Below are 26,165 nucleotides of genomic sequence, written 5' to 3'. Positions count from 1 at the left end.
ATGCCTGAGCCCCTCATGCCTGAGCCATCGCGTGGCGACTCAACGCGCGGGTGCGCTGCGCCTCGCTCTGTTCGATCGGAAGTTCGGCCGCCAGCAGGGCTTTGGTGTAGTCCTCGGCCGGGCGGGCGAAGATCGTCTCCGTCTCGCCGTGCTCGACGATCTTGCCGTTGCGCATCACGGCGACGTAGTGGGCCAGCGACCGGACGGAGTTGAGGTCGTGGGTGATGAAGAGCGCCGACAGGCCCATGTCCCGCTGGAGGTCGCGCACGAGGTCGATGATCTGGGCGCGGACCCGGATGTCCAGCGCCGTCGTCGGCTCGTCGAACACGACGAAGTCGGGACCGGTGGCAAGCGCGCGCGCGATGCCGATCCGCTTCTGCTCGCCGGCCGTCAACTGGTGCGGATACGCCGCCGCCAGCGACGCGGGCAGGCGCACCATGTCGAGCAGCTCGCGCACCCGCCTGGCGCGGGCGGCCCGGTCCATGCCGGGGCTGAGGCCGAGCGGCTCCGCGATCAGGTCCTCCACCGGCCAGCGCGGGTTGAGGGCCACGTAGGGTTCCTGGAACACCATCTGGATGCGCCGGCGGAGCGGCCGGAACCCGCGCTCCGACAGGGTCGTGGTGTCGGTTCCGTCGAACAGGATGCGCCCGCCGTCGGAGTCGAGCAGGCGGACCAGGCACTGTCCGGCCGTCGTCTTGCCGGAGCCGCTCTCGCCGACCAGGGCCAGCGTCTCCCCCGCCGCGACCGAGAAGGAGATTCCGTCCACCGCCCGGACGAGCTTGCCGTTGCCGACGGGGAAGGACTTCTCCAGCTTCTCGACCTCGAGCAGCGGCTTTGGCGGTGCGGAGGCGGCGGTGCCGAACGCCCCCATCGGAGTGGGCCGGACCCGCGCCGCGTCGAGCAGCACGGCGCTGTACTGCGCCTCCGGCTTCTCCAGGAAGCGGCCGGCCGGCTTCAGCTCGACGATCCGGCCGTCGCGCATGATGGCGATGCGGTCGCAGTAGTTGGCGACCACACCGAGGTCGTGGGTGATGATCACGGCGCCGAGGCCGAGGTCGCGGCACCGCTTGACCAGCAGGTCGAGCACCTGGACCTGGATCGTGGCGTCGAGACCGAGCGTCGCGTCGTCGGCCAGCACGATCTGCGGTTCCGCAATCATCGCCATGGCGATGACGACGCGCTGCGCCATGCCGCCCGAAAGCTCGTGCGGATAGGCGTGGGCGCGGCGTTCCGGATCGACGATGCCGACCCTGGCGAACAGGTCGACCGCCGCCTTCCAGGCGTCCCGGCGGCTGCCGCCCTTGTGCGCGCGAAGGACGCGGGCGACCTGGGCGCCGACCTTCTCGACCGGGTCGAGCAGCGCCTTGGCGTTGGTGCCGATCAGGGCGATCCGGCCGCCGCGAAGCTCGCGCTTCTCCCGCGGCGTCATGGACGGCACGGACCGGCCGGACAGGCGCACGTCACCGCCCGCGATCCGGCCGCCCTCGGGCAGCAGGTCGATCAGGGCCCGCGCGAGGACGGACTTGCCGGCCCCGGTCTCGCCGACGATGCCGAGCACCTCGTCGCGCCGCAGGGTGAAGCTGACATCGCTCAGGACCGTCCGGTCGCCGAACGCGACCCTCAGCTTTTCGACGTCCAGGAGGACGCTGGAATCGGGGGCGGTCATTGGCGGGTCCTCGTCGTCGGGTCCGATAGGTCCTTCACCGCGTCGCCCAGCAGGGCGAAGCACAGGACGGAAAGCACGATCGCGAGGCCGGGGAACAGCGACACCCACCAGACGCCCAGGATCATCTGCTGAGCGCCGCTGGAGACCATCAGGCCCCATTCCGGCGTCGGCATCCTCACCCCGGCGCCGATGAAGGACAGGCCGGCGGTCAGCAGGATCGCCATGCCGATGCTGATCGACACCTGGACGATGGCCGGGGTCAGCGCGTTCGGCAGGATATGCTGGAACATGATCGAGAAGTCGGTGGCGCCGCTGCACCGCGCAGCGCTGATAAAAGGCCGCTCGCGGAGCGACAGCACCTCGGCCCGGATCAGCCGGGCGAACATCGGGGTGAACAGCACGGCCAGGACGATCGCGACGTTCCAGATCTCCTGCCCCATCACCGAGACCAGCGCCATCCCCAGCACGAACACCGGAAAGGACTGGATGAAGTCGAACAGGCGCATCATCAGCGAGCTGACGATTCCCCGGTAGTAGCCGATCAGCAGGCCCATCGGCACGCCCAGGACGAAGGCCAGCGCCACCGCCGAGATGCTGATCAGCAGGTTGATCCGCGTCGCGTGGATGATCCGCGAATAGATGTCCATGCCGGACACGTCGGTACCGAACCAGTGTTCCAGCGACGGCGGCTGGAGCGAACTGAGCGGGTCGGCCTCGACCGGCGAGTGGGTCGACAGCACCGGCGCGAACACGATGGCGGCGACCTGCAGGGTCAGCAGGACCAGTCCGGCCAGGGCCGCCGGGTGGCGCCTGAGATAGGGGAGAAGGCTGCGGAGGGAAGCCATGGCGGATGTTCTCCTCACACCTTGATCCGCGGGTCGGCCAGCTCGTAGAGGATGTCTACGACGAGATAGACGATCAGGATGAAGCCGGCCGCGACCAGCACGAAGCCCTGGAGCGCCGGATAGTCGCTGTTGATCACGGCCTGGACCGCGTACTGCCCCAGCCCGCCCCAGGCGAAGATGGTCTCGACCAGCACGGCGGCGCCGAGAAGGAAGCCGAACAGGAAACCGACCAGGGTGATCACCGGCGGCAGGCTGTTGCGCAGGGCGCTGCGGACGATGGCGCGCTGGGACAGGCCGCTCGCCCGCTGGTGCCGGATGAAGTCGCTTCGCCAGATGTCGTTGAAGCTGGTCTTGGTCATCTTCATCAGCGCGCCGGCATTGACGATGGTCAGCGTCAGGACCGGCAGCAGCAGCCGCCCGGCGGAGGACTGGAAAGCGGTCCAGTCGCCCGCGATCAGGCTGTCGATCGTGTAGAAGCCGGTGACGCCCGGCGGCGCGGAGACCATCGCGTCGATCCTCCCGAACGGAGCCGGCACGGCGCCGGCGAGGTAGAACAGGAAGAAGATCAGCAGCAGCCCGACCCAGAAATCCGGAATGGCCCCCGCCGCGAGGCCGTAGACCTGCGAGAACCGGTCGACGATTCCGCCGCGGTGGACGACCGACAGGACGGCGAGCGTCACGCCGACGATGACGGTAAGGATCATCGCATATGTGATGAGTTCCAGAGTTGCCGGAGCCCGCTCCATCAGGTCGACCGTCACCGGATTGGAGGTGAACAGGGAAACGCCGAGGTCACCGTGCAGAACATTGCCCATGTAGGCGATGAATTGCTCCCAGATGCTGCGGTCCAGGCCGAGCCGTTCGCGCAGCGCCGCAATGCTGTCCGGCGTGGCCGTGTTGCCCAGCATCAGCAGGGCCGGATCACCCGGCAGCATCCGCACCAGCAGGAAGGTCACGAGCATCACGCCGAACATCTGCGGCACGATCAGCGGCAGACGGGTGGCGACGATGCGCAAGGGACGCGGCAGGCCACGCCAGAAGCCTTGAAGGTTCATTGGTTCGCCAACTCGGATGCGGGGAGGCGAAGGCTGGGTCCAAGCCTCCGCCGGGTCGGTATCAGTGTGCCGTGCTCAGTTCTTGGTCCAGTCGAACCAGGCGTTGCCGTTGGGCGTGTACCAGGAATAGCCGCCCAGGTTGGACCGCGTCGCGACCTGATAGCCGGGATTGACCAGGAAGACCCAGGGCGCGTTCTCCACCGTGATCTGCTGGACCCGCTTCATGCCTTCGAGGCGCTTGGGCTCGTCGGTGCTGATCAGGGCCTGGTCGATCAGCTTGTCGACCTCGTCGCTCTTGAAGTGCGAATAGTTGATCAGCGAGGCGCTGTTGAGCCACAGGTTCGCGACGTAGGCGGCGTCGGGAACGATCGCCATGTCGCGGAAGAAGTACATGGGGATCGTGCCCTTGCTGTAGCGCTCGACCAGGGTCGAAGCCGGCAGCTTGGACAGGGTGATGTCCACGCCCGCCCTGGCGAAGGCCGACTTCAGGATGACGGCCATCTCCTCTTCGAGCTGGTCGCCGGTGCGATAACCCAGCTCGGTTTTGAAGCCGTCGGGGAAGCCCGCCTCGGCGAGCAGGCTCTTGGCCTTCTCGACATCGGTGGTATAGGTGAAATACTGGTCGGTGAAGCCGGGATAGATCTCGGAAATCGGGCTCCTGGTCGGCCGCGCCGTGTTGAAATAGACCGCCTTCAGGATGTCGTCGCGCGGGACCAGGTAGTTGAGCGCCTGCCGCACCCGGACGTCGTTGAAGGGCGGCGTGTCGTTGTTCATCTCGACACGGTGGATGTAGTTACCGAACACCTTGTTGACCTTGACGTTCGGCATCTTCTCCAGCAGCGCCAGCTCGCGCGGCAGCAGGTATTCGGCGACGTCGACGGAGCCGGCCTGGAGCGCCGCGACCCGGTTGGCCGAAGTCGGCATCTCGCGGAAGATCACCCTCTTCAGCTTCGGCGCGCCGCGGTAGTAGTCGGGGTTGGCTTCGTAGACGATCTCCTGGCCGGGCGAATACTTGGTCACCCGATAAGGGCCGAAGGACGCGCTGTTGGTGGCGAGCCAGCGCTGCGCCCACGGATCGTCGGCCGTGACGTGCTTCCTGATCTCGACCGCATCCAGCATGCCCAGGTCGCTGTTGATCCACAAACGCTCGATCAGCGGCGAGGAATTGGGAATGCTGACCTTGACGGTATAGTCGTCGACCTTCGAGAAAGCGCTCTCGAACGACGTGATCTTAAGGATCTGGGTCATGTACCAGTGGAAGTTCGCCTTGAGGTTCCAGCCCCGTTCGAACGACCACATCACGGCGTCGGCGTTCAGCTCGTTCCCGGCGGCGCTCTTCACGCCCTTGCGCAGGTGGAAGGTGATGGACTTCATGTCCGGCCCGACCTCCCAGCTCTCCGCCAGGGCGCCGACGATCTTGCCGAAATCCTCGTAGGTGACGCCGTCCTCGCCCTTCTTGGGCGCATAGGCCAGCAGGCGCTCGTAGACATTGCGGCGCAGTTCGTGGACCGCCTCGGTCGGCGGATACTCCTGGTCCAGCGATTCCGGCGTCCGGGGACCGGCGACGACCAGCGTGGACTTGGCGTCCTGCGCCTGGGCGGGGGTGGCGGCGGGCGCCGACGCGAGCGCCAGTGACGCCGAGAACAGCAGGCCGGACAGAAGCTTGGCGGACGGGTGCCACTCAAACATGGTGCCGAGATTTTTCATGAAGCTCCCCCTATAGTCATTCGGTGGTGGTGCGGGGCGCGCCAGCCGCGGCCCGGTGAACGATCGCTCAAGACGGACCCGAGGCGGTTTCCGGGGAAACCACCACATCGAAAGGCTCGACGGCGGGGAAACGGCAATCGTCCGGAGTGCCGTCCTCGGGGATCAGCAGGACGGAGGTTGCGGAGTCCCCGAACGACCCCATGCCGATGTGCCAGACGCCGACATGATAGCTGATGCCGATCGAATGGCTGACGCGGAACGCGGTCAGCGTCGACGGGTCCGGCTTGCCGGTGCCGTCATCGTGGGCGACGACGACGATGTAGTCGCGGGCGTCCAGCGGAATGAACGCTTGGGCCGAGAACGGATGACACTCCATCTCGGATACCCGCAGTTCCGCCGGGACGGCGTCGCAGCGGACGAGCGCCACGTTTATCCGTGCCTGCGGGCGCAGATTGCTGAATGTAGTCGCGAGATCGATCCGGCCCGTTTCCGCCGGACCCTCCGGCAGATCACCGAACGGATCGAATGCCTCGGCGGTAACCGTCCGAACCTGGCCAGTCCGGGTCGTGAAATCTTGGAACATATCGGAATCGGCCTTTTGCCTTACCGGTAAGACCACATAGCATCATCATATGCCGGTATGCGGCGCAATAAAAATCTGCACCATGCTTAATGTTTCTGCAGTATGCTCAAGTAAATAGCGCTTGCGGTCCATTTTCTAGGCGGTATCGTGGCAAACGAGCGGAACGGCATGAGATCGGACCGGTCAGACCAATCAACGCGGCCGGTCCAGAAACCTTGTACCGGTTCCGCGCTTTGCGATATGGCTTTCTCCCTTTACGGGAATCAGGAATAGCAGGCTCGGTGAAAGGCAAGCTCGGTGAAGGAATGACTCCACTCAACGGGGCGCGAGCGCCGGTTCCGCAGACCATCGTGTGGCGCATCCAGGACATGATCCAGTCCGGCGAGATCAAGCCGGGGGAAAAGCTGCCCTCGCAGCGGGACCTCGCCGTCCGCTTCAGCATCAGCCGGGCGTCGCTCCGCGAAGCCATGAGCGTCCTGGAAACGCTGGGCTCGATCCGGATCGAGCCGGGACGCGGCGCCGTCGTCTGCGCCGAAGGCTCGCAACCCGGCTGGCGCTTCGGCAACCGCATCCCGAAGGAGGACGTGTTCCAGGTCCGTCTTCACGTCGAAGCCTATACGGCGGGTCTCGCCGCGCCGCGGATCACCCAATCGGAAGTCGATGAACTGCGCAGGACGATCGGGGAGATGCGCACCTGCTTCGAGGAGGGTCAATTGGAGGGCGTTGCCCGGACCGACCTGCACTTCCACACGGCGATCGTGACGGCGGCGGGAAACCGGGTCTTCACCGACATGTACCAGAGCTTTTCGGCGATGATCCTGGAAAGCCACCGGGCGCCGCTGACGGCTCGCGACCGATTGTACGAACCGGTGGCCGAGCACGAGAGCATCGTGGCCGCGCTGGAGCGGCACGACGCCGAGGGTGCGGTCTACCACATGCGCTACCACTTGATCCGGGCCGCCGGCCGCAGCGGCATCGACGAGGACCTGTGCAGGTCGTGGTAATACCCCGCTCCTCTCATATCGTAGGACCGCCCGCTCACGGATGAGCTGGTTCCCGGAAATGAGACAGGGGGGTTCGTCAGAGGCCTGCTGTTCCGAAAAACAGAGGGTGTTGAGGTGAGGACGAGATCAATCTGAGCAATGGGATGATGTGAGATTTAAGGCTGATCGATTTCTGAAATGATGATGCTGTGGTGCACGGGGGCCGAAGAGCACGGATTTCTCTCCTGGTTCGGTGTTCTTCAAGCGGTGGGGACGGGGTCCGAGGTCGAGCATTCGGTTGAGAGTCTGTTCGCAGGCGGGACGTGCCGGCCGGTGCTGACCGGGATGCTACTTTGAGGTGAATGAGGGCTGACGCGCGGGACGGCGGCGGGCTATGACTTCGGCCGTCGCCAACAGTCATCGGACCAGCCGTATATGGGCACCGCCGTCAGACCCGCCAAGACTTCCCCGGCTTCCTGGGATGCGTTCTCCGATGTCGATGCCTTCGTCGACGCGGTGCTGGCGGAACTCGCGGCCATGGCGATGGATGGCACCCGGTCGACCCGTTCCGGGCCCAAGTCGCCGTTGACCGGAGCAGCGCTGCGCAAGGCCATCATGGCGATCTGGTGCGTCTGCTTCTGCGGTCTGCAGTGGCGTGCCATCGGCCAATTCTGCGACATCCCGTTCGGTACGCTCTACACCCTGTTCGCCCGCTGGACCCGGCTCGGCCTGTGGCGGCGCCTGCTCAACCGACTGATCCTGGCCTGGCGGCAGGCCTGCGGCGACAAACTCGTACCCAGTGCCGTCATCATCGACAGCCGGTCCTGTCATTCGGCACCGACTTGCTTTGGGCGCGGTTTCGACGGCGGCAAGAAGATCAAGGGCATCAGATCCATCTCGCGGTCGATAAGTATGGCTTCCCGCTGGCGATCAACCTCTCACCGGCCAACAAGCATGACAGCAAGGGCATCGTCCCGGTGCTGCATCAGCTTGCCGGCCGCGGCTTCAAGGGGACCGCTCCAGGCGATCTCAGCTATCGGGGCGAGCGGTTGTCCAAGGCCGGCGAGGCACACGGCATTACCCTCCAACCCAGCGTCGGCGGTCATGGCGGAACCTTCATTCCGGAGGGTATTCGGTGGGTCGTCGAGCGCTCTTTGGGCTGGATTAGCCGCTATCGCCGGTTGAACACCATTTTCGAGCGGACCGAGGGGCATCTCGTCGCCTTCATCGAAATCGCCTTCATCTCCATCCTCTCCCGCCGCCTAGTGCGCCTTGTGCCCCAGGAAATCGGCGCCTGACGCCTACAAACAGACTCTGAGACTCAGCTTTCATTGCCACCTTCATGGTCGCAACTCATTCAGCGGCTGAAGGCATTGCTCTATAGACCTGCGGCACCAAGCGACATGTAATTTCGACCGGGCCACGAAGTACGTAAGCACGCGGCTCTCCAGCAAAATCGAAAATCCGGTAAATGCTATACTGGTTCCCGATTTCATTGGAAGCCCTCACCTCGTTGGCCGATATGAGGAATGGTGCAGAGATCGGCCCGTTGGTGGTTTTCACTTCGACGTAGAGCGGCTGACCGTCAGGATCATATGCCTCAATGTCATAACCCAGGCCATCACCTAGCTCATCCGACACCCAGCGTACCTTGTCTGCCAAATCGAATCGTCCTGCCTCTCGGAGGCCTTCGCGAAGGATCTCCAAGGCCCATTCTTCACCCGCCCGACCAAGCTCACGGTTCCGAGCCTCACGCGTGGCAAAGTCGATTTTCACGGCGCGTCTGGCTCGTGTTGTATCTTCGACCTCACCGGCCGGGGGAGGCTCAACGATCACATCCGGTCCCAGCTTGATTGATTCGTGCTGCTTCACCTGATCGAACAGATCGGGATGATCCTCAGGGCTGTTCAGTTCTCCCCGTTGCGCGCCTGACTCGCGCGCAGCGAGTCCTGGCGGGGTGTGAAGCAGCGTAGAAAGAGTCTACCATCTCGCGCGAATGTGTGAATCCTTGCTCGGCAATTCCTGGACTTGGGGGTTGCCATGGTACCGTTCGGCCGGCTTCTCGCGGCCCTGGGCGAGGTTCCCGATCCGCGGCGCGCGGCGGGCAAGCGCTACCCGCTGGCGCCGCTGCTGCTGTTCACCGTGCTGGCGCTGCTGTCCGGCGCGACCTCGTACCGCCGCATCATCGTCTTCCTGGAGCAGCGCCGGGAGTTGCTCAACGAGCTGTTCGGCGTCGCCCTGAGGCGGGCGCCATCGGTCAACACCCTGCGCACCGTGCTCCAGGACCTCGACGCCGACGCCCTGGAGCGGGCGTTCCGCCGGCACGCCGCCAGCCTGCTGGCGCGCCCCGAGGGCGGGATGCCGGCGATCGCGCTCGACGGCAAGACGCTCAAGGGCAGCTTCGACCACCTCAACGACCGCAAGGCGGCCCAGGCGCTCAGCGCGTTCGCCTCGGAGGCGGCGATCCTGCTGGCGCACAGCGAGATCGACGACAAGAGCAACGAGATCCCGGCGGCCCAGCGCCTGATCGCGGAGCTCGGCCTGAGCGGCGTGCTGTTCACCGCCGACGCGCTGCACTGTCAAAAAAACCTTTGAGGCGGCCCGCGACACCGGCAACGCGTTGCTCGCCCAGGTCAAGGCCAACCAGCCGACCCTGCTGGCCACGCTCGAGGCCATCGCCGCCACCCAGCCCCCGGCCGAAAGCCACAGGAGCGTTGATCCCAAGGGCCACGGCCGCCACGAGACCCGCACGGTCGAGACCTTCGATGTCCGGGGCAAACTCGACGCCGAATGGGACGGCCTAATCGTCTGCGCCGCCCGCGTCGCCCGCCTGACCTGGCACAAGGACACCAGGTCAGGCCTGTGGCACGCCACCGAGGACGTCTCGTTCTACGCCTGCCAGGTCGCGCTCGGCGCCGAGGCGTTCGGACGGGCGGTCCGGGGGCACTGGGCGATTGAAAACCGGAGCCATTGGGTCCGCGACGTCACGTTCGGCGAGGACGCCAGCCGAACCCGCGTCAAGCCCACCCACGTCGCCCGGTTCCGCAGCTTCGCGATCAACATCCTGCGGGCCAACGGCGTCCAGAACATCGCCCGCGAACTCTACGTCAACGCGCTCAACTTCGACAATGCGCTCGCATATCGCCTCTCATAGCGAGAACTGAACAGCCCTGACCGCACCCCTTCGTGACAGCACCAAGTATCTGTGCGTGATCGCTGTCCGGCCGGCACTTCATCATTCATTGCCCGGTGGACCGGTATGCATCTTCCACCTCACGGCGTTTCCTGTTATTCGATACCGAGGCCCTTATTAAGCCACAGGACTTGCTTATCGCCTCGGACCATATCCTTGATCGCACTTGCCGCAGCACCCTGATTGTGGCGGAACTCCCGTTCATGAAGTTTATAGTAGCACTCCTCGGGCTTTTCCTTGTCTCCGTTCCGCAGGCATCCGCACAAGGCCTCTCCGACGATGCGATCAGGCGTTTGCTGATCGAGCAGTCGATTGCGGGCTACAGCGGCAATTGTCCGTGCCCCTACAACTCGAAGAGAAACGGTCACCGGTGTGGTGGATCGAGCGCCTACAGCCGCCCGGGCGGCGGGTCCCCCTTGTGCTATCCTTCCGACGTGTCCGCAGCCGACATAGCGACATTCCGGGCGAGGAGTACCGATTCCCAGGACTTGGCGGCGACCAAGCCGGCGAAACCGCGGACGGCGGCACCGGCGCCACCGCCAATGCCCGTGGAACCGGCGATCGGGATGCGACCGGGACCTGCCGATGGCGGGGAGGCTTCCAACCTGGACCGGCGGGCCGGAGCCGGTGCCGATGACTGCCCGCCGGGAACGGCCCCAACACGGTGGAACGGCAAGAACATCTGCGTCGGAACCCAGGAGTCGCTTGCTCGGGCGACCGGGGCAGCCGCGGCTGAACCTTCGGCCGAGGAGGCGGGATCCGAGCCTGTCAGCTTCGCCGACGTTCTATCGGGATTGCAGGCACGAGCCGCGATCACCGGTCAGCCCGTTGAGGTTCCAGTCCGATCCGGACAGAATCGACCCGCGGCGCCACCGGCGGCCGGGCTGCTGAACTGCGCTCCGGGAACACGGGTGTCCTATCTCGACGGCAGGATAGAGTGCCGGTAAGGAGCCTTCCCGGCCATCGTTCCCGTGTGGCGCAGGAACACATGGCGCGTCGGCAGGCAGTCGGCAGGCAGTCGGCAGGCAAAGGAACCGTCAGCCTGTGCGCCGACAATGATCCTATACCGGTCGCGATGAGATTTTTTCCGACATCAGACGAGGTTCACCCAGTGCAGTCCTTCAGGTCCGTATCCTTGCCGTTCCTCCTCCGCACCGCCATGGCGGCGATGCTGGTCGTCCTGGCATCGATACCGGTCGCGGAGGCGCAGCAGGTCGGGGATACGATCGAGCTGAACGCCGAGCATGCCGATGGCGTGCCGCTGCATGCGGGACCGCGCCCGAGCATGACCGGACGCATCGCCGATGGCAGCGGCGCGGAGGTGATCGGTGCCACCGCGGACAAGCACTGGCTCAACGTTCGCCTGCCGGACGGCCGGACCGGCTGGATCGTGCCCCGCTACATCGGTCGCGTCGTACCGTCTCCCAGCGTGCCCGCCAAACGGCCTGCCCTCCAGGATCAGGAAGCGCGGGTGTGGGCGAGCCGGACCGGCTGTCTTGACGTCGTCCAGGCCGGCGGTCGGCTGCCCAAGGCGGAACCGCGAAGCCGTCGTCTCGCGACTTGGAACATCCGCTGGTTTCCTATCGGCGGCGCTCCCGGGCAGGACAGTGCCACGCCGACCGACATGGAGTGGCTGGCCTGCGCGATAACGTGGCTGGATACCGATCTGGTCGCGGTCGAGGAAATGCTGGACACCCGGCAGGCGCAAGCCTCGCTGGCGGCGCTGCTCGGCCGCCTGGGCGACCTGACGGGCCATCCGTGGCGGGCCGGATTCCAGCAGTGCGGCGGCGCGACCGCGCAGCATGTCGGGTTCCTCTGGAATGCCGGGACCATGCATGTCGCGGATGCCCGGGACGAATGGCGTCTCAACGGCGCCGCCCACTCTGCCAACAACCCGTGTGCCGGAAACCTCCGGCCCGGCTACCATGCCCGTGTCAGCAGCCTTGGCGGCGGCCCCGATTTCCACGTGATCGTCGTCCATGCCGACTCCGGCCGGTCGGAGCGCGATCTGGGCCACCGGGAACGGGCTCGCGACCGGGTGGCCGATGTCGCCGCCCAACTGGCACGCACCGACCAGGACATCGTCATCCTCGGTGACTGGAATACCATGGGCATGGATGGCGGGATCTCGGACCGTCATGAGATCGCCGATCTCGAGGCCGTTCTCGGGCGCCAGTCCGTGGCGTTCCGGCACCTCAAGCCCGAGATGCAATGCACCGAATACTTCGAGGGCACAGGAGGATGGCTGGACCATATCGTGGCGACCCGGGCAATGACTGAACTGCGACCGGAGACGGTTCGCGTGTCGGGGTACTGCGCGGTCGCCCGATGCGCGCCGCTAAGCAGGTCCGCGATGCCGGCCGCCTACCGGCACCTGTCCGACCACTGCCCAGTAGTGGTTGATCTGACCAACTCCGACAGGGATTGATCAGGACCGCACAGCGCCAGGGCAGGAGAAAAAGAGCGGGCGCGCGAAGACATGGCTGTGGCCGGCCTTGCGCAGCGCCTGTGGTCCGCCGCCTTGGGCAGCCCGATGACCTCGACCAGGAGATCTCCGGCGGTGGTGGACACCGTCCTGGGACGCCCCCTTCCAATGCTGTGCCCAATATCCGGGCGGCGGGACTGCAGGGACTTCACGGCGCCGCCGAGTTCCCGAAACGGTTCTTCGCCTTGCGAGCTGGACGAAACAGCGGCAAGATCGCAAACACCGAACGTCAAGGAAAGACCTGCTCCCGGCGGCTGTGAGGATCGAGATGGAGCGCGATGTGTCCACTTTGGCTCTGTTGCTGCTCATCGAAATTGTGTTCGGAGCCATCGACCGGGCCCTGGCGCCCTTTGAGGCGGCTTTCTTCGCCTGGGGCGGCTGGATCACCATCGGCGTTCTTGTGATATCTGCCTTGGCCCAGCGCTTTCGTAGATGCCGTCAAGATACAGGTCGAGGGCGGTCAGGATCAGGGTTGTCCGGCGATGCCCGGTTTCCTCGCTGAGCGTGTTCAGCATCTGCACCGTCTCCGGGGTCAGCCAGAGCTTCTTCGACAACCCGGCCTTCATCGCCGGCTGGTAGTTGATGGGGGTGCCGGCTCGGTATGTCCGGACCAGCAGGGGCACCGCGTTCTCAACGATGGCCCCGGGCTGATCCTTTATCCTGTCCCAGACTGCCGATGAGATCTTTCCGAAGTGTACGCCGATCTTATCATCGCGCTGGGGCATGAAGCTTCATCTCCTGGTTCTGAACTCGTCCAGAGGGACATGCCGGGCGAGGACGATGGTGATCTCGCGGGGCTCCACCTCTATAACCGGCGGGATGTCTAACTGTCTCCGCGCCCACTCGTCCATAGGGTTTGTCGCGCGATTAGCGAAAATACCGGCAATGGCTGCCCCCATGCCTCCTTCGCCGCTGGCCGTGATGGCGGTCTTCGTGATGTCGAGGATCGAGGCGGCGGCGACGTAGCCCAGCTTGCGCCAGAAGTGGGCGTTGACCTCGCCGCTCAGCCCGGCCGTGCCGTCCGGATCGCCGGCCACGGTGTCGTCGAGGTCGATCGTGTCGTTGCGCGGGGGCGGGCGGGTCAGGCCGGTCCACACGATGCCGAGGCGGGCCTGGCCTTCGGCAACCGCGGTCTGGTACCGGCCGACGAAGCGCGTCCCGCGGGGCATGGCCAGGCAGGTCTTGTCGGCGCTCCAGATATCCCGGGTGACGATGGCGGAGACGGTGCCCGGCGACTCGCTGGTGATGCGCTGCTCCGTCATGGCGGGAATGCTGACGCCGGCATTGACCTGGCAGGGGAACGGATCGGTCAGCGAATGGCGGCTGTAAAGCCTGCTGCCGGACGCGGCGGGACCGCCGCCCGGTTCCGTATCCTCGACCGCGCCGGCGGCGGCGACCGGCACCGCCGCGAGATCGGCCATGCGGGCCGCCTTGAGCAATTCGGCCCGGGTCGGGCCTTGCGGTCGCATTCCTTCCATTCCGATGGCCGGGGCGGCCGGGGCCTGTGCGGCCGGTTCGGGGGCCGGCGGCGGCGCCGGTTCCGGTACCGGAGGCGGCGGCTGCTGGACCACCTGGGTGTAGTCCAGCGGCAGGCCCTGCAGGGGGCGCGGGGTGCTCGTCCGGGGCTCCGGCTCAATCCGTCTGCTTTCCGGCTCCCCGCGCAGCAGCGAGGGGCCGATGGTGACGGCGCCGAGGACCGCGACGGCGGCGAGCCCCATCACGACGAACGGCCATTTGCGCAGGGTTTCGACCGGCGGGCGGGGATCGTCCACCGGCCGCGGTGGCTCGGCATAAGTCATGGGATGGACCTTTCGATGCGCAGTGTCGCGGTGTCGGTGCGCAACTCGAGGACGGCGGGGACGCCGTCGACCAGGTATGCGCCGTCGATCATGGTCGGGCTGGCCGGACGTGCCTGGTCACCCTCGATCAGCCAGACCGCCGGCGTGGCGAAACCGGCGGACTGGGGAAATTGGATGCAGGTGTGCATCCCGTCGTTGGAGACGTCGCCGGGGCGCAGGCCGAAGGCGCCGGGATCCCCGGCGAAGGCGTAGTTGATGTCGGCCTTCTGGCAGATCATCTCCGGCGCCGCGGGATCGGCGGGCGACAGGAACCCGTAGGGATCGGACCAGTGGACGGCGGGGATGTGCGTGCTGGCCGTCGGCTGGATGACCACGCGGTAGATGCCGCGGCTGGTCGTGACCGTGCAGGTCTGGCGCGGTGCGGTCATCTTGGCCTTGACGTGCCAGACCCACGCCTTCGACGGCCCGGTGCCCAGGTGCGACCATGACTGCGACAGGATCACGCCGCCGTCGCCGCAGTAGGCCGGACGCGGCTTCTCTCCGGGGGTGAATTCGAACGTCGAGACGGCTCCTTCGGGAATGTAGACCAGGTAGCTGTGGTTGGGATGGTAGGGCGGGGCGTAGGTCACTCCCTTGAACCATTCCCGGCGCGGCTTCACCAATCCCTCCCTCAGCGCGGTGACAGTCGCCCTGACGGGGTCTTCGGGAGGCAGCTTGGGCAAGGTTTCCGGCGGCGGCGGTCTGGCCGCCGGGACCGGCAGGGACGCGGCGGCCGACGGGAGAGTGGGCAGGGGAGGCTGGTATCCCGGTGAGGGCGAACAGGCTCCCGAGAGGCAGGACAGCAAAAGAACGGCGGCGCGTCTCATCGATACCATCCCTGTTCCGGTCTGACTACCGTATTAATGTAGTCATGCGGACTCGGAAAAGGTGGCTCAGGTTCCCGGAGAGGGGGTCCAGTAGAAGCCTTCTATCACGAAGCCGAAGATATTGGCCTCGGCCTCCGCCTCGGTGCGGGGCGTGTGCTGCTCCAGGTCGATGTCGGCCGTCATCGGGATCTGCGCGACGAGCTGGGAATGGCGGTAGACGCTCTCGATCCAGTCCACCCGGTAGCGCGTTCCGGTGCCGGTGGGCGTCACGTTCTGGACGCGCACCATGCGGGCGTTGCCCGCCCTGATGAACTGGTCCACCGGGTTCGCCGCCATGTACTCCGCGACACGGTGGTATACCGGTTCGCTCATGTAGATCTGGGACGTCAGGTAGTTGTGATTGTAGGCCACGGCGTCGGCCGGGACCGCCCTCCAGAGCGGGATCCACCATTTGAGGAACTGGCGCCGCTTGGTTTCGTCGACCACCAGCTCGCCGTCGGTGATCGACACGCTGACCACGTCGCCGGTCGTCCGGGAGGTTTCGATGGTCGCGAACTTCAGGTCGCCCAGGCTGGCCAACAGGTGCTTGTCCCAGGTCTGCAGGGCGGCGAATCCCGTCATGGCGATCAGGCCGAAGCCAAGGAACCACGCCGCCTTGGTCGCGGCGGCACCCTGGCCCTCGTAGGCCCATCGGGCCCGCTTGTACTCGTCCTCTTCCTTCCACTTGCTTCGGCTAAATCCGAACATGGGAAACTCCGATCATGAACGGGGTGGGGGTAGCTGGCGCGGTGGCGGCGGCAGGGCGCGGCGCGCTTCCAGCAGGCGTGCCGCCGTCCGGGGGAGGTCGCGGGCTTCGGTCCATGTGGCGTCTATCGGCGAGCGGTTCAGCAAACGGGCAACTGTGGCCGGTGCCTCGGCGGCACCTCCTTCTACGGCGTGTCTCATGCCTGACGATGCGGCGGCGCCCGAGGTCGAAGTGGGAATGCTGGCGTATCTCCCGGCTGTGGCAGCGCCGGTCAGCCTCAAGGCTCCCAGCGTACCGAGCCCGACCGTTCCGATGTGGCCGACCATCGATGCGGCAGTGGCTGCGGCACGGCCTGCAAGCTGGCCGGTGTCATGCAGCGACAGGGTCGGCACGCCGGTGACCTGTTCCTTGGCGATATCCGTCGTATACTTGAACAGCAGCCCGAAAAAGAACATGACCACAAGCAGAGCCACTGATTGTCCTACATGCAGGTGTCCGCTGAGGTCGAGTGCATCCAAGGTCATAAAGAACAAGCCTGTGGCGAGACTCAGCACCAGCATTTGGACACCATAAGCCAAAATGCGGGCAAGACCGGGCGCTGCCATGAACCGCGTGCCCTCAAACATTAGAAATGCCAAAAAGACTAGAGCAACAACCGACGCCAGTTTGAATACGACGAAAAACAGCATGATCCAGGCAGCCATGAAAATGCTCATCAAGATCGTGCCAGCGCATCCAAGCAGCAGCAGGACATGAGCAATCGTATCTTCCGATGAACCGAATAGTACACGCATCCACGATACATTCTCCGTGTACATCCGATTTGCGATTTCCAAAGCGCGGATGATCACAGTTCCTGGTGCCAACTGAAGAACATCGAATCCAGCTGCATTGGCTCCAAAGGCACCCATCTGGGATACATAACCATCGGCCAGTGGCATCCATTGGCCTGAGATAAGAATCAGCACCATCAGCTGAATATATCGGACTACAAAAAGGGCCAATGGAGCTAAATCTCGCTGCCACATGAACTTGATGCAAGCCAACACCAGGAGCAACACGCCAACAATGAAATATACCGGCTGTAATGCGGCATCAATCACCCCACCAACCGACGTGATACGTCCCAGCATGTCAGTAATAGCAGTGTTCAGGTAAGCGTAATCATAGCTATAATCAGGGTTCATCGATCTTCTCCGTTGAGCCAAGAAATGGCTTATCAATCTTGCAGTTCTCGCACTTCGTTAAGTTTGACATGAACTCTGAGGATTTTTTCTCTTTCTCATCGTCCCAGCATGCGGTAACCGTCAGGCCCGCCAGAACGAGTGCAGCCGTTGCCAAGTGTCTCATGATGGTGCCTCCTGTCTAATCGCCCAGGAACGGGCGGCTGATGTTGCAATTGCCGCAGACGGCGAGCGTGCTCATGAACTCCTTCGCCGTCGCGTTGGCGGCGGTTCTCCTGGTCTCGTCGCGCAGGCGTGCCTCGGTCACGGCCCGCTGGTGGCCCACCGTGGCCGCGGTCAGGACGTTGATCGACGCGATCGTCTCGCCCTGGATGGCGTTCATGGCCTGGAGTTCGGAGCGCAGGCCCGGGCCGGCACGACCGGCGGCGGCATGGTCCACGGCCCGGCCGAGGGTGCCGGCCTGCTCCTGGACCGCCCGGTTCTGCAGGGCGAGCGACCGGAGATGCGCGTCGCGCTCGTGCCGGCGCAACCCGTCCTCGACCTCGACCAGTCCGTCCGGCGGCAGGGGCGGGAACATGTCGGGATAGGTTTGCCGATACTGATCCTCGATCCGCGGTTCGGACAGCAGGAACCCCGCCCGGTCCAGCCCGGGCAGGGTCCTCGCCATCAGGCCGTCGAGGCCGGCCGCGTTGTCGGCCGTGCCGGCCGCGATGTTGCGCCGTTCGAGGTCGAGCATCCGGCGCTGCACCTCGAGCTGCCGGCGCTGGGCCGCGAGCTGCTTGCCCAGGCACAGGTTCCCGGCGATCTGGGTCATGTGCTGCGCCAGCTGGGCGCCCAGCGTCGCCCTGCCGCCGCTGAAGATCCCGCTGACGATGCCGGCCGCGCCGGCGACCGCGGCGCCGGCGACGTTGCACGACAGGGTCTGGCCGATGCCGTCGATCATGTCCTCGACCGGCTGCATCACCGTGTCGGTCGTCTCGTCGATGGCCCTGTCGATCGCGCCGGTGACGGCGCCGGTCGCCCCGTCGATCGCCCGGTTGGCCTGGCGGGTGATCCCGTCGCCGGACAGCAGATCCTCCAGGCGTCGCTGGGAGCGGTAGGCCCCGCGGTCGACCGAGCCCGAGATGTTCGATCCCGTGTCGCCGATGTTCGCCCCGACCCCGTCCACGCCCCGTTCCAGGCGCGAGCCGTCGTCCACGGTGTTGCCCGAACTTCTGACGGAGTTCGGCATGTGGACATTGGTGCCGCTGCTCACCGGACCGGTGATGGCGTTGCCGGTGATCCTGTTGTCCACCGCCGAGACCAGGCGCACGCTGCCGTCGATCGCGTTGCCGGTGACCGTGGTGTTCCTGGCCTCGAAGCCCTGCCACTCCGCCGGGAACTCCCGGTCCAGGCGCGAGTTTCCGTATCCCCCGACGCTGAGCTGGGTCGGCGCGTCGACGTCGATCCGGTTGTCGCGGACGACGTTGTCCCGGCTGCCCGCCTTCAGGGTGAGGCCCGAGAACCCGGCCCGGCCGACGATCGTGTTGCCGGCGTAGACGGTGTCGCGGACCGAGACGTTGTCGATCGCTTCCTGGCGCCAGTCGCCGTCCAGGGTGTTGCCGGCGACCAGCACGTCGTGGGCGCCCTGGAACAGCTTGAAGCCGTCCTGCCCCCGGCCGGTGATCGTATTGCCGGTGAACTCCAGGTGGCGGGCCGGATTGTCCCAGCTCCCCCAGATCTTGAAGCCGCCCACGTCGTCGTCGGTTCCCCCGGCGTTGGCGACGACGACCAGGTCGCGGACCGCCACGTGGCTGATGCGGTTCGCCTGGACCGCCGCCGTGTTCCTGCCTCCGTTGATCACGGCGGTTCCCGGGCCGGCCGCGGCCCGGATCGTGATCGGCGCGCCCTCCCTGCCGTGCAGGCCGCTGAGGTCGACCGACTCGTTGTACGTGCCGGGCGCCAGCAGCAGGGTGTCGCCGGGCGCGAGGCGCCGGGCGGCGTCGGTGACGCTCTGGCCCGGGCCGATCGTGATCGTCTCGGCGAGGGCCGGTGCGCCGAGAAGCGTCCCGGCGAGAACCAGCGTGATGCGGCGCATCGTTTGATCCTCCTGCTATGCGGCGGCGGCGTCCGTTCCGGCCGCCTCGCGGTCCTCCCGTTCCTGCCGGATGTACTCGGCGGCCCAGCCGACGCCCTTGGCGTCCAGGAACCGCTCGGCGAACCTGTCCGGCTGGTCGGCCAGGATCCGGCGGGCGGCCTTCAGGTCCTCCGTCGAGGTCGAGGCGCAGAGCGTCGTGCCGAGCTGGCCGAGCTCGAGGTCGAACAGGCGCCGGCCGGCCGGGCAGGTGAAGTAGTACTGGCGCTTCGGGCACGCCCGGCCGACGATCCCGATGTCCCGCTCGTTGAAGCCCAGCTGCTCGTAGGGCCTCCGGCCCTTCTCGCTGAGCGCCCGGTCGTTGGGCAGCAGGATGATGTTCGGCACGTTCTCCGCGTCGGCCAGGACCCGGCCGATCGTGCCGTCGAAGGCATCCTTCATGTTCTGGGTGGCGAACACCACGACGACGTTCCTGGAGCGCGCGGCGCGCAGCCATTCCTCGAACTTGGCCGTGAACAGCGCGTCGCCCAGGAACCGCCACGCCTCGTCGACCACCAGCAGGACCGGATCGCCCGTGAACACCCGGCGCTCCACGTAGCGGAACAGGTGCGCCAGGACATGCGGCGCGATGTCGGACTTCTTCAGCAGCTCGGTCATGTCCAGGCTGAGGATGTCGGACAGCGCGATGCGGTCCTCGTCGTCGTCCAGCAGCCGGCCGTAGTTCCCGCCGTCGAGGGCGTAGTGCTGGATCGCCCGCTTGAGCGCCGGGCGGCCCAGGTATCCCGACAGGTGGGTCAGGGTCCGCCGGCGGGGCGGGTTGCCGGCGATCAGGTCCAGCGCGCCGGTGACCTCCTCGCGCACCCCGGTGTCGACCGCCACCCCCTGGTCGCGCAGCAGGCCGAGGATCCAGTCCAGCAGCTCGATCCGCTCGTCGGGGTCGTCGGCGTGGCGCAGCGGCTGGAAGCCGAGGGCGTCCCGGCCGACGGCGCCGACATCGTAGGAGACGCCGCCCAGCATCCGGGTCAGGATCTCGCCGCCGCCCTTGATCGTGAAGATGCACACCCTGGCGCGCTTATAGCGGCGCCACCCGACGCACAGGGCGTTCAGCAGGGTCGTCTTGCCGGCGCCGGACGGTCCCAGGACCAGGGTATGCCCCAGGTCGCCCCGGTGCAGGTTGATCCGGAACGGCGTCGAGCCGTCGGTCGTGGCGATCAGCAGGGGCGCGCCGCCCAGATGCCCGTTGCGCGCGTCGCCGCTCCACACCGACGAGTAGGGCGCGAAGTGGGCCAGGTTGACGCTGGTCCGGATCGGCCGGCGCAGGTCGGCGTAGATGTGGCCGGGCAGGGTGCCGAGCCAGGTGTCCACCGGCGCCACCGCGTAGCTCGTCACCGTCAGCCCCAGCCGCTGCAGGATGTCGGTCACCGTCCGGATCCGCCCCTCCAGCCCGATCCTGTCGCGGTCCCACAGCACGACGTTGAGGTTGGCGTAGCCGATCGTCAGCTCATCCCGCCGGGCGGCGTGCAGCGCCTCGCGGGCGTCCTCGGCCATGGCGTTGGCCGCCTCGCTGGTCTTCTGCCGGTCGCTCCTCAGCAGGTACGAGATCAGCATCGGGACCATGGCGATGCCCAGCATCTCCCAGTCCCGCAGCTGGCTCTCGATCCGCCGCAGGCCCTCGCCGTGCTCCAGGCCCATCCAGCGCAGCGTGCAGCGGTGCTCGAAGGGCACGGTGTCGAGCGCCGCCAGGGCGGCCGGAACCGTGTCGGGCGCGTTCCTGACCGAGATCACCCGCATCGGGCAGCCGCCCAGCATCGGCTCCGCGCCGCCGACCACGCGGCAGTCGGCGACGTCGTAGTCGATCCGCGCCTTGCCGTGCGACGGCCGGACCGGGTGGCCGCCGGTGGAGACCGCCTTGTGCAGGAAGTCGAAGGTCTCCCCGTCGTCCAGCCAGCGGCATTCCTTCATGACCCCGTCCAGCAGCCCCTTGACGGTGTCGCTGGCCTGGACGAACTCGTGGAGCTCCCGCTCTCCCTCCTTGCCGGTCCCGCCGCCGCCCCGGCCGGTCACGAACAGGGAGCGCGCCCGCTGCGCCGCCGCGGCGGCGCACCGCCAGACGAAGGTGACGTAGCGTTCGGTCTCGAAATGGGCGCCGGCCCGGTCGTAGGCGTCCCGCCGCTCCTCGTCGAACAGGAACGAGACCGGGTCCGGCCACTGCCGGCGCCGGTCGGGGTCGGACAGCTCTCCCCCGGGATAGGGGGCCGCCCGGACCCGGCGCGCCTCGAGGTGCAGGCTCATCTGCCCGCGCACCCGGCGCAGGGCGTCGTGCAGCCGCGCCATGGCCGCGTCCAGTTCGCCCTCGCCCATGCTGGCGGCGTCGCCGCCGCGGAACCGCAGGGTCCGCTGGAACCCGCCGAACTTCAGGAACACGATGCCGCGCCCCGCGAAGTAGGCCCACGGCAGCCGCTCGGTCAGCGGAACGGCGGCGGCGCCCCGGCTGGCGCCGATCCTAAACATCGAGGTAGCTCTCCTCGTCCAGGAGGTGCCGCTGCCCGCCCTCGACCCAGAACGGGTCGGCGCGGCCCAGCCAGGCACCGATGCCGAAGATCGCCGCCGACAGCGCCAGGGCGCCCAGGACCAGCAGCAGGGCCGCCAGCCAGGGCAGGAACAGGAACCCCAGGAGCGCCGCCACCGGCGTCAGGATGGCGATCAGGGCGACGTGGATGTGGCAGCCGAAATAGTTCGGCGGCACCTCCAGGCTCTTGTAGGTGCGCCCCGTCTCCACGGGTCAGAACGCGCTGGTCAGGCCGGTCAGGGACTGGACCAGGGTCGGCGCGTTGGCCATCATCGCGCCGCCGATCACGACGCCCAGCACGCCGCCGGCGAAGCCGATCAGGTTCCGCATGAACAGGAAGACGCAGGCCAGCAGGAAGCTGAACAGGGCGATCGCGACGCCGGCGACGAAGGCCCAGTTCAGCACGGTGCTCATGCCCTGCTGGAAGGGTGCCGCGGTGCCCCCGCCGGCGAACTGGGCCAGCGCCGGGGCTGTGGCCAGGACGGCGATCAGCCCGATGGTGACAGACGGATAAGCGGTTCGCATCGGTCTACCTCCCAAGTTTTTGACTACTGATCCGCGGTAGTCAGTGTGGCAGATTTCGCGGCGGGGCGCAATCCCGTCACGCGGGTTCGGTCAGGTACCGCCCGCCGTCGTGCCCCGCCGGCCGGACGATCTCGGCCAAGCGCCTCGAGCCGTCCCGCTCCCGCCGGAGGAAGGCGACCAGCTCCACCGCCTCGGCGATGTCGGCGTGGGGTACGTTGACGGCGACCTGCCCGATCAGCCGGGAGATCCGCGACAGGCCGTGCGCCGCCGAGTTGGCGTGGGCGGTCGACAGCCCGCCGGGATGGCCGGTGTTGCTCGCCGAGATCCATTCCAGCGCCGTGTGGCCGTCGCGGATCTCGCCGATCACGATCCGGTCGGGATTGTGCCGGAGGAACTCGCGCACCAGCTCGCGCGCCGTCATCGGGCCGGTGAAGGCGCGCACCACGTTCGGCCCGCTGCATTTCAGCTCGTCCTGGTCCTGGATGATGCAGGTCCGGCTCGCCCGGAAGTCCGGCTCCGCCAGCAGCGCGTTGGCCAGCGTGCTCTTGCCCGCCCCGGTGCCGCCCACGATCAGGATGTTGCGCCGCTCGGCCACCGCGCGGCGCAGCGTGTCGGCCTGGGCCTCGGCCATGATGCCGGCCGCGATGTAGTCCTCCAGGGTGAAGATCCGTCCCGGCGGCAGGCGGATCGAGAAGACGATCCGCCGCACGGTCGGCGGCAGCAGGGCCGCGAACCGCTCGCCGGTCGGCAGGTTGGCCGAGAGCGCCGCCTTCTCCACCGGGTGGCTGTCGATGTCGGCCACCAGGGCCACGATCCGCCGGGCCGCCTGCTCGGACAGGTGGGCGCCGGCCGGCCTGTCCTGCCCGCCGACCGTGATCCAGATCGCGCCGTCCTCGTTCACCGCGATGTCCGTGCACCCGGCCAGGGTCCGCGCCGCGCGGATCGTCGGGCCGTAGGCGTCCTCCAGGTCCTCGAGGCGCCGGCGCAGGCTTTCCGCCCGGTTGGCCGCCGTCAGGTCCGGAACCGCCGGGTCAGGCCGCATCGCCGTCCTCCCGCTCGATGATCCCGACCACCCTGCGGTATTCCGCCTGGTCCCCGTCGGCCAGGGTCAGCAGGATCGAGCGCAGCAGCCGGTCGTGCCGGGCCGACCGGTCGAGCAGCCGGGCGATGCTGGCCTCGACCCGGCCGACCGCCTCGGTCTCGCGGCGCCACATCCGGAAGCCGTCCTCGATCAGCTGCTCCAGCACGTCGTTGCGGCTGACCTTGCGGCCCGCCGACCGGAACCGTGTGGTCGCCTCGGCCACCCGGGACGCCAGGTCGGGATCCAGGTAGAGCTTGACCTCAACCTTCCTCATCCGTCGCTCTCGGGGCTGCGATCAGCTTGCGCCCGCGTTTCGGCCGCGCGGGCGGCGGCCCGGCGGGCGCCGCGCGCGGCCCCGGTCCCTGCGGGTCCGGGGACCGCGGCAGCCCCGGGTAGCGCCCGTCGCGGCCGCGCATCGGGGCCGGCGGCAGGCCGAGGCGGCGGCTCAGCACCGGATCCCTGAAGTCGCGGATCTTGCGGGCGCGGATCACTGGCTGGCCGGTGATCAGGATCAGCTCGTCGCGGTCGGGCAGCGCCCGGACCCCGCCGGCGTCGAGCACCGGCCGCTCCACCTCGCTCCGCGTCTCCGTGTGTGTCCGGCCCCAGCCCGCGGCCGGCCGGCCGCGGCTCACCGAGGTGCGCCGCTCCGCGACCGTGCCGCACGACCGGGAGATCTCCTGCTGGGTCAGGCCGTCGTTGGCGGCGTACGCGACGTGGCAGCGGATGTTGTCCCGGAACTGGTTGTACGGGCCGTAGGGCGCCTGGCGCAGCGCGTTGAGCGACTGGGCGCCCAGCAGCATCGTGGCGCCGCACCCGACGATCTTGGTGATCGCGGTCTGCAGGATCTCCATGCGCAGGCTGGCGAACTCGTCGATCACCAGCAGGCAGCGCGGCTCGCCGTCGAGCGCCGGCTGCTCGCGCAGGATCGCGCCGATCAGCAGCGACAGGAACAGCGAGGTCGCCGGGCGCAGCCGGTCGTCCTCGCTCGCCGGCGTCGTCAGGTACAGCGACACCGGCCGCAGCAGCGGGCTGAGCCGGAACAGGTCCCGCATCCGGAAGTCCGAGCGCGCGGTGATCCGCGCCACCACCGGGTCCTCGAACACCGACAGCCGGACGAGCGCGCTGTTGTAGACGCTCTGCCGGTACTTCATGCCCTCGTCGGCGCCGCTGCCGAGCACGGCCCCGCCGAACAGCCCGTTGACCCGGTCGACGGCGACCGGGTGCGCGGCGCTCCGGATGACGTCGCGCATGCCGGCGTCGCCCCGGGAGACCAGGCGCACGACCTCGGCCATGTTCCGGCGGTCGGCCGCCGCGGCGTGGAGCACGTGCAGGATCACGGCGGCGATCAGCCGATCGGCCGCCGGCTCGAAATGGCCGTCGGCGTCGTCGGGGCGGGGCACCGCCTTGGCGAGGTTGTCGGCGCCGGCGACCGGATTGGCCGGGTCGATCTCGTCCAGGAAATTGAAGTGCACGCCGTCCGGGTCGGTCAGGTCGAGCTTCAGCACGTGGCTGAAGCGCGCGCGCCAGCCCGAGGTGTCGCGGAACAGCTCGCCCTTGCCGCCGTCGTACATCACCATCGGCCCGCCGTAGGTCAGGCAGGCCGGCCGGATCACGCCGGTCCCCTTGCCCGACCGGGTCCCGCCGGTGACCAGCACCGGTTCCTGGTCGACCCAGCACAGCCGCTTGCGGCCGATCCGGCCGATCGGGATGCCGGAGCGCTCCAGCCCGGGGTTGCGCAGCAGCCCCGCCTTCCGGGCCGCGCGGAGGCCGCCGTACCGGCGCCGCTCCCCGGCCGCCCGGCGCAGCCGGTCCGCGACCGCGCCGGCCCCGAACCCGGCCACCCCGGCGATTGCCAGCGCGCCCGCGGCCCAGCCGGCCAGCAGCGCGGCGTTGGACGATATCCACAGCCGGGCGGCCTGCACGAACGGCTCCGGGTGGGCGATGATCTGGGCGACGGTGAAGTCAGTCATGGCCGCGCCCGTCCCCGCGCCGGCCGGCGGCGCGGACCCGCTCCCCGGCGCGCTCCGCCCGCCGGGCGAGGTGGGCGTCCAGCTCCCGCTGGCTCATCTGGCCGAGCTGCCGGGTCGCCAGCTCCTCGGCGATGCGCCGCATCCCGTGGCGGATGAACTCCCGGCCGATCACCAGGTCCGCCCCGGTGTCGTCGACGCCGCGGATCACGATGTGGGCGTGGCGGTTCCGCGGGTGGGCGGCGTCCGCTTTCTCGTGGATGCCGGCGACCCACTCGAGCCGGGTGCCCAGGGCCGCCTCCAGCTCGGCCATGAAGGCGCGCGTGTAGGCCGTCATGTCGAGCCGATGGCCGTCTTCCGGGGCCAGGATGACCCGGAACTGGTGCCGGTCGTCCCGCCACGCCGCGATCCTCTCATGCCCCGGGACGCCGTCGCTCCCGGCGGAGAACAGCTCGGCCGCCACCGCCCGCTCGCCGGCGCCGGGCCGCTCGACGTAGCGGAGGTGCGCGTGCAGCTTGGCGTATCCCGCGCCGCGCAGCCGGTGGAAGGAGACGATCACCGTCGCGCGCCGGCGGTACGGCGACCCGGACCCGCCCGCCAGTCGGGCGGTGCCGCGCCGGACGGCGGGAGGTTTCCCGAGGCCGGGCAGGGGAACGCGTCCGCCCGTCGGCGGCGCCGTTCCGGGCGCGGGCTTCAGCCACCGCTCGATGAAGCCGTCCCGCGTCCGGGCGAGGGGAACCCGGCCAGCCACTTCACTTCCCTCCCGGAAAAGACTACTGTAACGCGGTAGTCTACCCCACGCCGGGGAGATCGGCCAAGGGGTGGGGACACCGGAAAC

At 67.7% G+C, this 26,165-nt stretch carries 23 protein-coding genes and 1 pseudogene; 4 read left to right on the top strand and 20 right to left on the bottom strand.

Annotated elements, in window-relative coordinates; all coding sequences use genetic code 11:
* Nucleotides 1-13: 13 nt before the first annotated feature.
* The 5 genes from JL101_RS32505 to JL101_RS32485 all read right to left on the bottom strand — a co-directional run bounded on the left by JL101_RS32505 (nucleotide 14) and on the right by JL101_RS32485 (nucleotide 5,892).
* Complete coding sequence (locus tag JL101_RS32505; protein WP_203104325.1) at nucleotides 14-1,666, bottom strand: ATP-binding cassette domain-containing protein; 1,653 nt, start codon at nucleotides 1,664-1,666, stop codon at nucleotides 14-16.
* On the bottom strand, nucleotides 1,663-2,511 hold the full coding sequence (locus JL101_RS32500) for an ABC transporter permease (RefSeq protein WP_203104329.1): 849 nt from the start codon (nucleotides 2,509-2,511) through the stop codon (nucleotides 1,663-1,665). Before JL101_RS32500 ends, JL101_RS32505 begins: the two co-directional genes overlap by 4 nt.
* Before the next feature lie 14 nt (nucleotides 2,512-2,525).
* Nucleotides 2,526-3,566: an ABC transporter permease gene (locus tag JL101_RS32495; protein WP_203104332.1), complete on the bottom strand. Its 1,041-nt coding sequence runs from the start codon at nucleotides 3,564-3,566 to the stop codon at nucleotides 2,526-2,528.
* 75 nt (nucleotides 3,567-3,641) lie between these two features.
* Nucleotides 3,642-5,273, bottom strand: a complete 1,632-nt coding sequence (locus JL101_RS32490; protein ID WP_203104335.1) for an ABC transporter substrate-binding protein — start codon at nucleotides 5,271-5,273, stop codon at nucleotides 3,642-3,644.
* A gap of 67 nt (nucleotides 5,274-5,340) precedes the next feature.
* On the bottom strand, nucleotides 5,341-5,892 hold the full coding sequence (locus JL101_RS32485; RefSeq protein WP_203104338.1) for an ureidoglycolate lyase: 552 nt from the start codon (nucleotides 5,890-5,892) through the stop codon (nucleotides 5,341-5,343).
* A 269-nt stretch (nucleotides 5,893-6,161) separates the two neighbouring features.
* On the opposite strand from JL101_RS32485, the gene JL101_RS32480 reads away from it, so the two are divergent.
* A complete protein-coding gene (locus JL101_RS32480; protein WP_201081988.1) occupies nucleotides 6,162-6,860 on the top strand; it encodes a FadR/GntR family transcriptional regulator in 699 nt (232 codons plus the stop codon).
* An 821-nt stretch (nucleotides 6,861-7,681) separates the two neighbouring features.
* Nucleotides 7,682-8,137, top strand: coding sequence for a transposase (locus JL101_RS32475; RefSeq protein WP_203104341.1), 456 nt, complete (start codon nucleotides 7,682-7,684; stop codon nucleotides 8,135-8,137).
* 55 nt (nucleotides 8,138-8,192) lie between these two features.
* Here JL101_RS32475 and JL101_RS32470 read toward each other — a convergent pair whose 3' ends face one another.
* Nucleotides 8,193-8,711 (bottom strand): DUF3883 domain-containing protein, encoded by a 519-nt coding sequence (locus JL101_RS32470; RefSeq protein WP_228435623.1) that lies wholly within the window; start codon nucleotides 8,709-8,711, stop codon nucleotides 8,193-8,195.
* Nucleotides 8,712-8,879: 168 nt separating this feature from the next.
* Between JL101_RS32470 and JL101_RS37050 the strand changes: the two are divergent.
* Nucleotides 8,880-9,993: pseudogene (locus tag JL101_RS37050) on the top strand (ISAs1 family transposase).
* Nucleotides 9,994-11,167: 1,174 nt separating this feature from the next.
* Nucleotides 11,168-12,460, top strand: coding sequence for an endonuclease/exonuclease/phosphatase family protein (locus JL101_RS32455; protein ID WP_203103806.1), 1,293 nt, complete (start codon nucleotides 11,168-11,170; stop codon nucleotides 12,458-12,460).
* Nucleotides 12,461-12,900: 440 nt separating this feature from the next.
* On the opposite strand, the gene JL101_RS32450 is transcribed toward JL101_RS32455, so the two are convergent.
* The 14 genes from JL101_RS32450 to JL101_RS32385 all read right to left on the bottom strand — a co-directional run bounded on the left by JL101_RS32450 (nucleotide 12,901) and on the right by JL101_RS32385 (nucleotide 26,078).
* The gene (locus JL101_RS32450; protein ID WP_202685299.1) at nucleotides 12,901-13,242 is read right to left on the bottom strand and encodes a hypothetical protein; all 342 of its coding nucleotides are present in this window, start codon (nucleotides 13,240-13,242) and stop codon (nucleotides 12,901-12,903) included.
* A 6-nt stretch (nucleotides 13,243-13,248) separates the two neighbouring features.
* Nucleotides 13,249-14,316 (bottom strand): TrbI/VirB10 family protein, encoded by a 1,068-nt coding sequence (locus tag JL101_RS32445; RefSeq protein WP_203103808.1) that lies wholly within the window; start codon nucleotides 14,314-14,316, stop codon nucleotides 13,249-13,251.
* Nucleotides 14,313-15,182, bottom strand: a complete 870-nt coding sequence (locus tag JL101_RS32440) for a TrbG/VirB9 family P-type conjugative transfer protein (RefSeq protein WP_203103810.1) — start codon at nucleotides 15,180-15,182, stop codon at nucleotides 14,313-14,315. The genes JL101_RS32445 and JL101_RS32440 overlap by 4 nt, the downstream gene beginning before the upstream one ends.
* A 66-nt stretch (nucleotides 15,183-15,248) precedes the next feature.
* The gene (locus tag JL101_RS32435) at nucleotides 15,249-15,929 is read right to left on the bottom strand and encodes a type IV secretion system protein (RefSeq protein ID WP_203103812.1); all 681 of its coding nucleotides are present in this window, start codon (nucleotides 15,927-15,929) and stop codon (nucleotides 15,249-15,251) included.
* A 12-nt stretch (nucleotides 15,930-15,941) separates the two neighbouring features.
* The gene (locus JL101_RS32430) at nucleotides 15,942-17,114 is read right to left on the bottom strand and encodes a type IV secretion system protein (RefSeq protein WP_203103814.1); all 1,173 of its coding nucleotides are present in this window, start codon (nucleotides 17,112-17,114) and stop codon (nucleotides 15,942-15,944) included.
* A complete protein-coding gene (locus tag JL101_RS32425; protein ID WP_203103816.1) occupies nucleotides 17,104-17,277 on the bottom strand; it encodes a hypothetical protein in 174 nt (57 codons plus the stop codon). The genes JL101_RS32430 and JL101_RS32425 overlap by 11 nt, the downstream gene beginning before the upstream one ends.
* A 15-nt stretch (nucleotides 17,278-17,292) precedes the next feature.
* Nucleotides 17,293-19,188 carry a right-handed parallel beta-helix repeat-containing protein gene (locus tag JL101_RS32420; RefSeq protein WP_203103818.1) on the bottom strand — a complete coding sequence of 632 codons (1,896 nt, stop codon included), beginning with the start codon at nucleotides 19,186-19,188 and terminating at the stop codon, nucleotides 17,293-17,295.
* Between the two features lie 15 nt (nucleotides 19,189-19,203).
* The gene (locus JL101_RS32415) at nucleotides 19,204-21,696 is read right to left on the bottom strand and encodes a hypothetical protein (protein ID WP_203103820.1); all 2,493 of its coding nucleotides are present in this window, start codon (nucleotides 21,694-21,696) and stop codon (nucleotides 19,204-19,206) included.
* Entirely contained in the window at nucleotides 21,689-21,964 is a 276-nt protein-coding gene (locus JL101_RS32410) for a hypothetical protein (protein ID WP_201081842.1), read from the bottom strand. The genes JL101_RS32415 and JL101_RS32410 overlap by 8 nt, the downstream gene beginning before the upstream one ends.
* 3 nt (nucleotides 21,965-21,967) lie before the next feature.
* On the bottom strand, nucleotides 21,968-22,279 hold the full coding sequence (locus tag JL101_RS32405) for a hypothetical protein (protein WP_201081843.1): 312 nt from the start codon (nucleotides 22,277-22,279) through the stop codon (nucleotides 21,968-21,970).
* Nucleotides 22,280-22,355: 76 nt separating this feature from the next.
* Nucleotides 22,356-23,321 carry an ATPase, T2SS/T4P/T4SS family gene (locus tag JL101_RS32400; protein WP_203103822.1) on the bottom strand — a complete coding sequence of 322 codons (966 nt, stop codon included), beginning with the start codon at nucleotides 23,319-23,321 and terminating at the stop codon, nucleotides 22,356-22,358.
* Nucleotides 23,311-23,634: a hypothetical protein gene (locus JL101_RS32395; protein ID WP_201081851.1), complete on the bottom strand. Its 324-nt coding sequence runs from the start codon at nucleotides 23,632-23,634 to the stop codon at nucleotides 23,311-23,313. The genes JL101_RS32400 and JL101_RS32395 overlap by 11 nt, the downstream gene beginning before the upstream one ends.
* Complete coding sequence (locus tag JL101_RS32390) at nucleotides 23,621-25,330, bottom strand: type IV secretory system conjugative DNA transfer family protein (RefSeq protein WP_203103824.1); 1,710 nt, start codon at nucleotides 25,328-25,330, stop codon at nucleotides 23,621-23,623. The genes JL101_RS32395 and JL101_RS32390 overlap by 14 nt, the downstream gene beginning before the upstream one ends.
* Entirely contained in the window at nucleotides 25,323-26,078 is a 756-nt protein-coding gene (locus tag JL101_RS32385; protein WP_203103826.1) for a hypothetical protein, read from the bottom strand. Before JL101_RS32385 ends, JL101_RS32390 begins: the two co-directional genes overlap by 8 nt.
* Between the last annotated feature and the right edge of the window lie 87 nt (nucleotides 26,079-26,165).

This window comes from Skermanella rosea, assembly GCF_016806835.2.
Taxonomy (GTDB): domain Bacteria; phylum Pseudomonadota; class Alphaproteobacteria; order Azospirillales; family Azospirillaceae; genus Skermanella; species Skermanella rosea.
Note: the sequence above shows the minus strand (reverse complement) of the source record. Positions and strands in the feature narration are given on the sequence as shown.

Bases quoted from the DNA above. Each gene is read 5' to 3' on its own strand.
- JL101_RS32505 (WP_203104325.1), bottom strand. From the start codon at position 1,666: ATGACCGCCCCCGATTCCAGCGTCCTCCTGGACGTCGAAAAGCTGAGG.
- JL101_RS32480 (WP_201081988.1), top strand. From the start codon at position 6,162: ATGACTCCACTCAACGGGGCGCGAGCGCCGGTTCCGCAGACCATCGTG.
- JL101_RS32435 (WP_203103812.1), bottom strand. From the start codon at position 15,929: ATGTTCGGATTTAGCCGAAGCAAGTGGAAGGAAGAGGACGAGTACAAG.
- JL101_RS32415 (WP_203103820.1), bottom strand. From the start codon at position 21,696: ATGTTTAGGATCGGCGCCAGCCGGGGCGCCGCCGCCGTTCCGCTGACC.
- JL101_RS32405 (WP_201081843.1), bottom strand. From the start codon at position 22,279: ATGCGAACCGCTTATCCGTCTGTCACCATCGGGCTGATCGCCGTCCTG.
- JL101_RS32400 (WP_203103822.1), bottom strand. From the start codon at position 23,321: ATGCGGCCTGACCCGGCGGTTCCGGACCTGACGGCGGCCAACCGGGCG.
- JL101_RS32390 (WP_203103824.1), bottom strand. From the start codon at position 25,330: ATGACTGACTTCACCGTCGCCCAGATCATCGCCCACCCGGAGCCGTTC.
- JL101_RS32440 (WP_203103810.1), bottom strand. From the start codon at position 15,182: ATGAGACGCGCCGCCGTTCTTTTGCTGTCCTGCCTCTCGGGAGCCTGT.
- JL101_RS32445 (WP_203103808.1), bottom strand. From the start codon at position 14,316: ATGACTTATGCCGAGCCACCGCGGCCGGTGGACGATCCCCGCCCGCCG.
- JL101_RS32395 (WP_201081851.1), bottom strand. From the start codon at position 23,634: ATGAGGAAGGTTGAGGTCAAGCTCTACCTGGATCCCGACCTGGCGTCC.
- JL101_RS32430 (WP_203103814.1), bottom strand. From the start codon at position 17,114: ATGAACCCTGATTATAGCTATGATTACGCTTACCTGAACACTGCTATT.
- JL101_RS32450 (WP_202685299.1), bottom strand. From the start codon at position 13,242: ATGCCCCAGCGCGATGATAAGATCGGCGTACACTTCGGAAAGATCTCA.
- JL101_RS32500 (WP_203104329.1), bottom strand. From the start codon at position 2,511: ATGGCTTCCCTCCGCAGCCTTCTCCCCTATCTCAGGCGCCACCCGGCG.
- JL101_RS32495 (WP_203104332.1), bottom strand. From the start codon at position 3,566: ATGAACCTTCAAGGCTTCTGGCGTGGCCTGCCGCGTCCCTTGCGCATC.
- JL101_RS32490 (WP_203104335.1), bottom strand. From the start codon at position 5,273: ATGAAAAATCTCGGCACCATGTTTGAGTGGCACCCGTCCGCCAAGCTT.
- JL101_RS32425 (WP_203103816.1), bottom strand. From the start codon at position 17,277: ATGAGACACTTGGCAACGGCTGCACTCGTTCTGGCGGGCCTGACGGTT.
- JL101_RS32420 (WP_203103818.1), bottom strand. From the start codon at position 19,188: ATGCGCCGCATCACGCTGGTTCTCGCCGGGACGCTTCTCGGCGCACCG.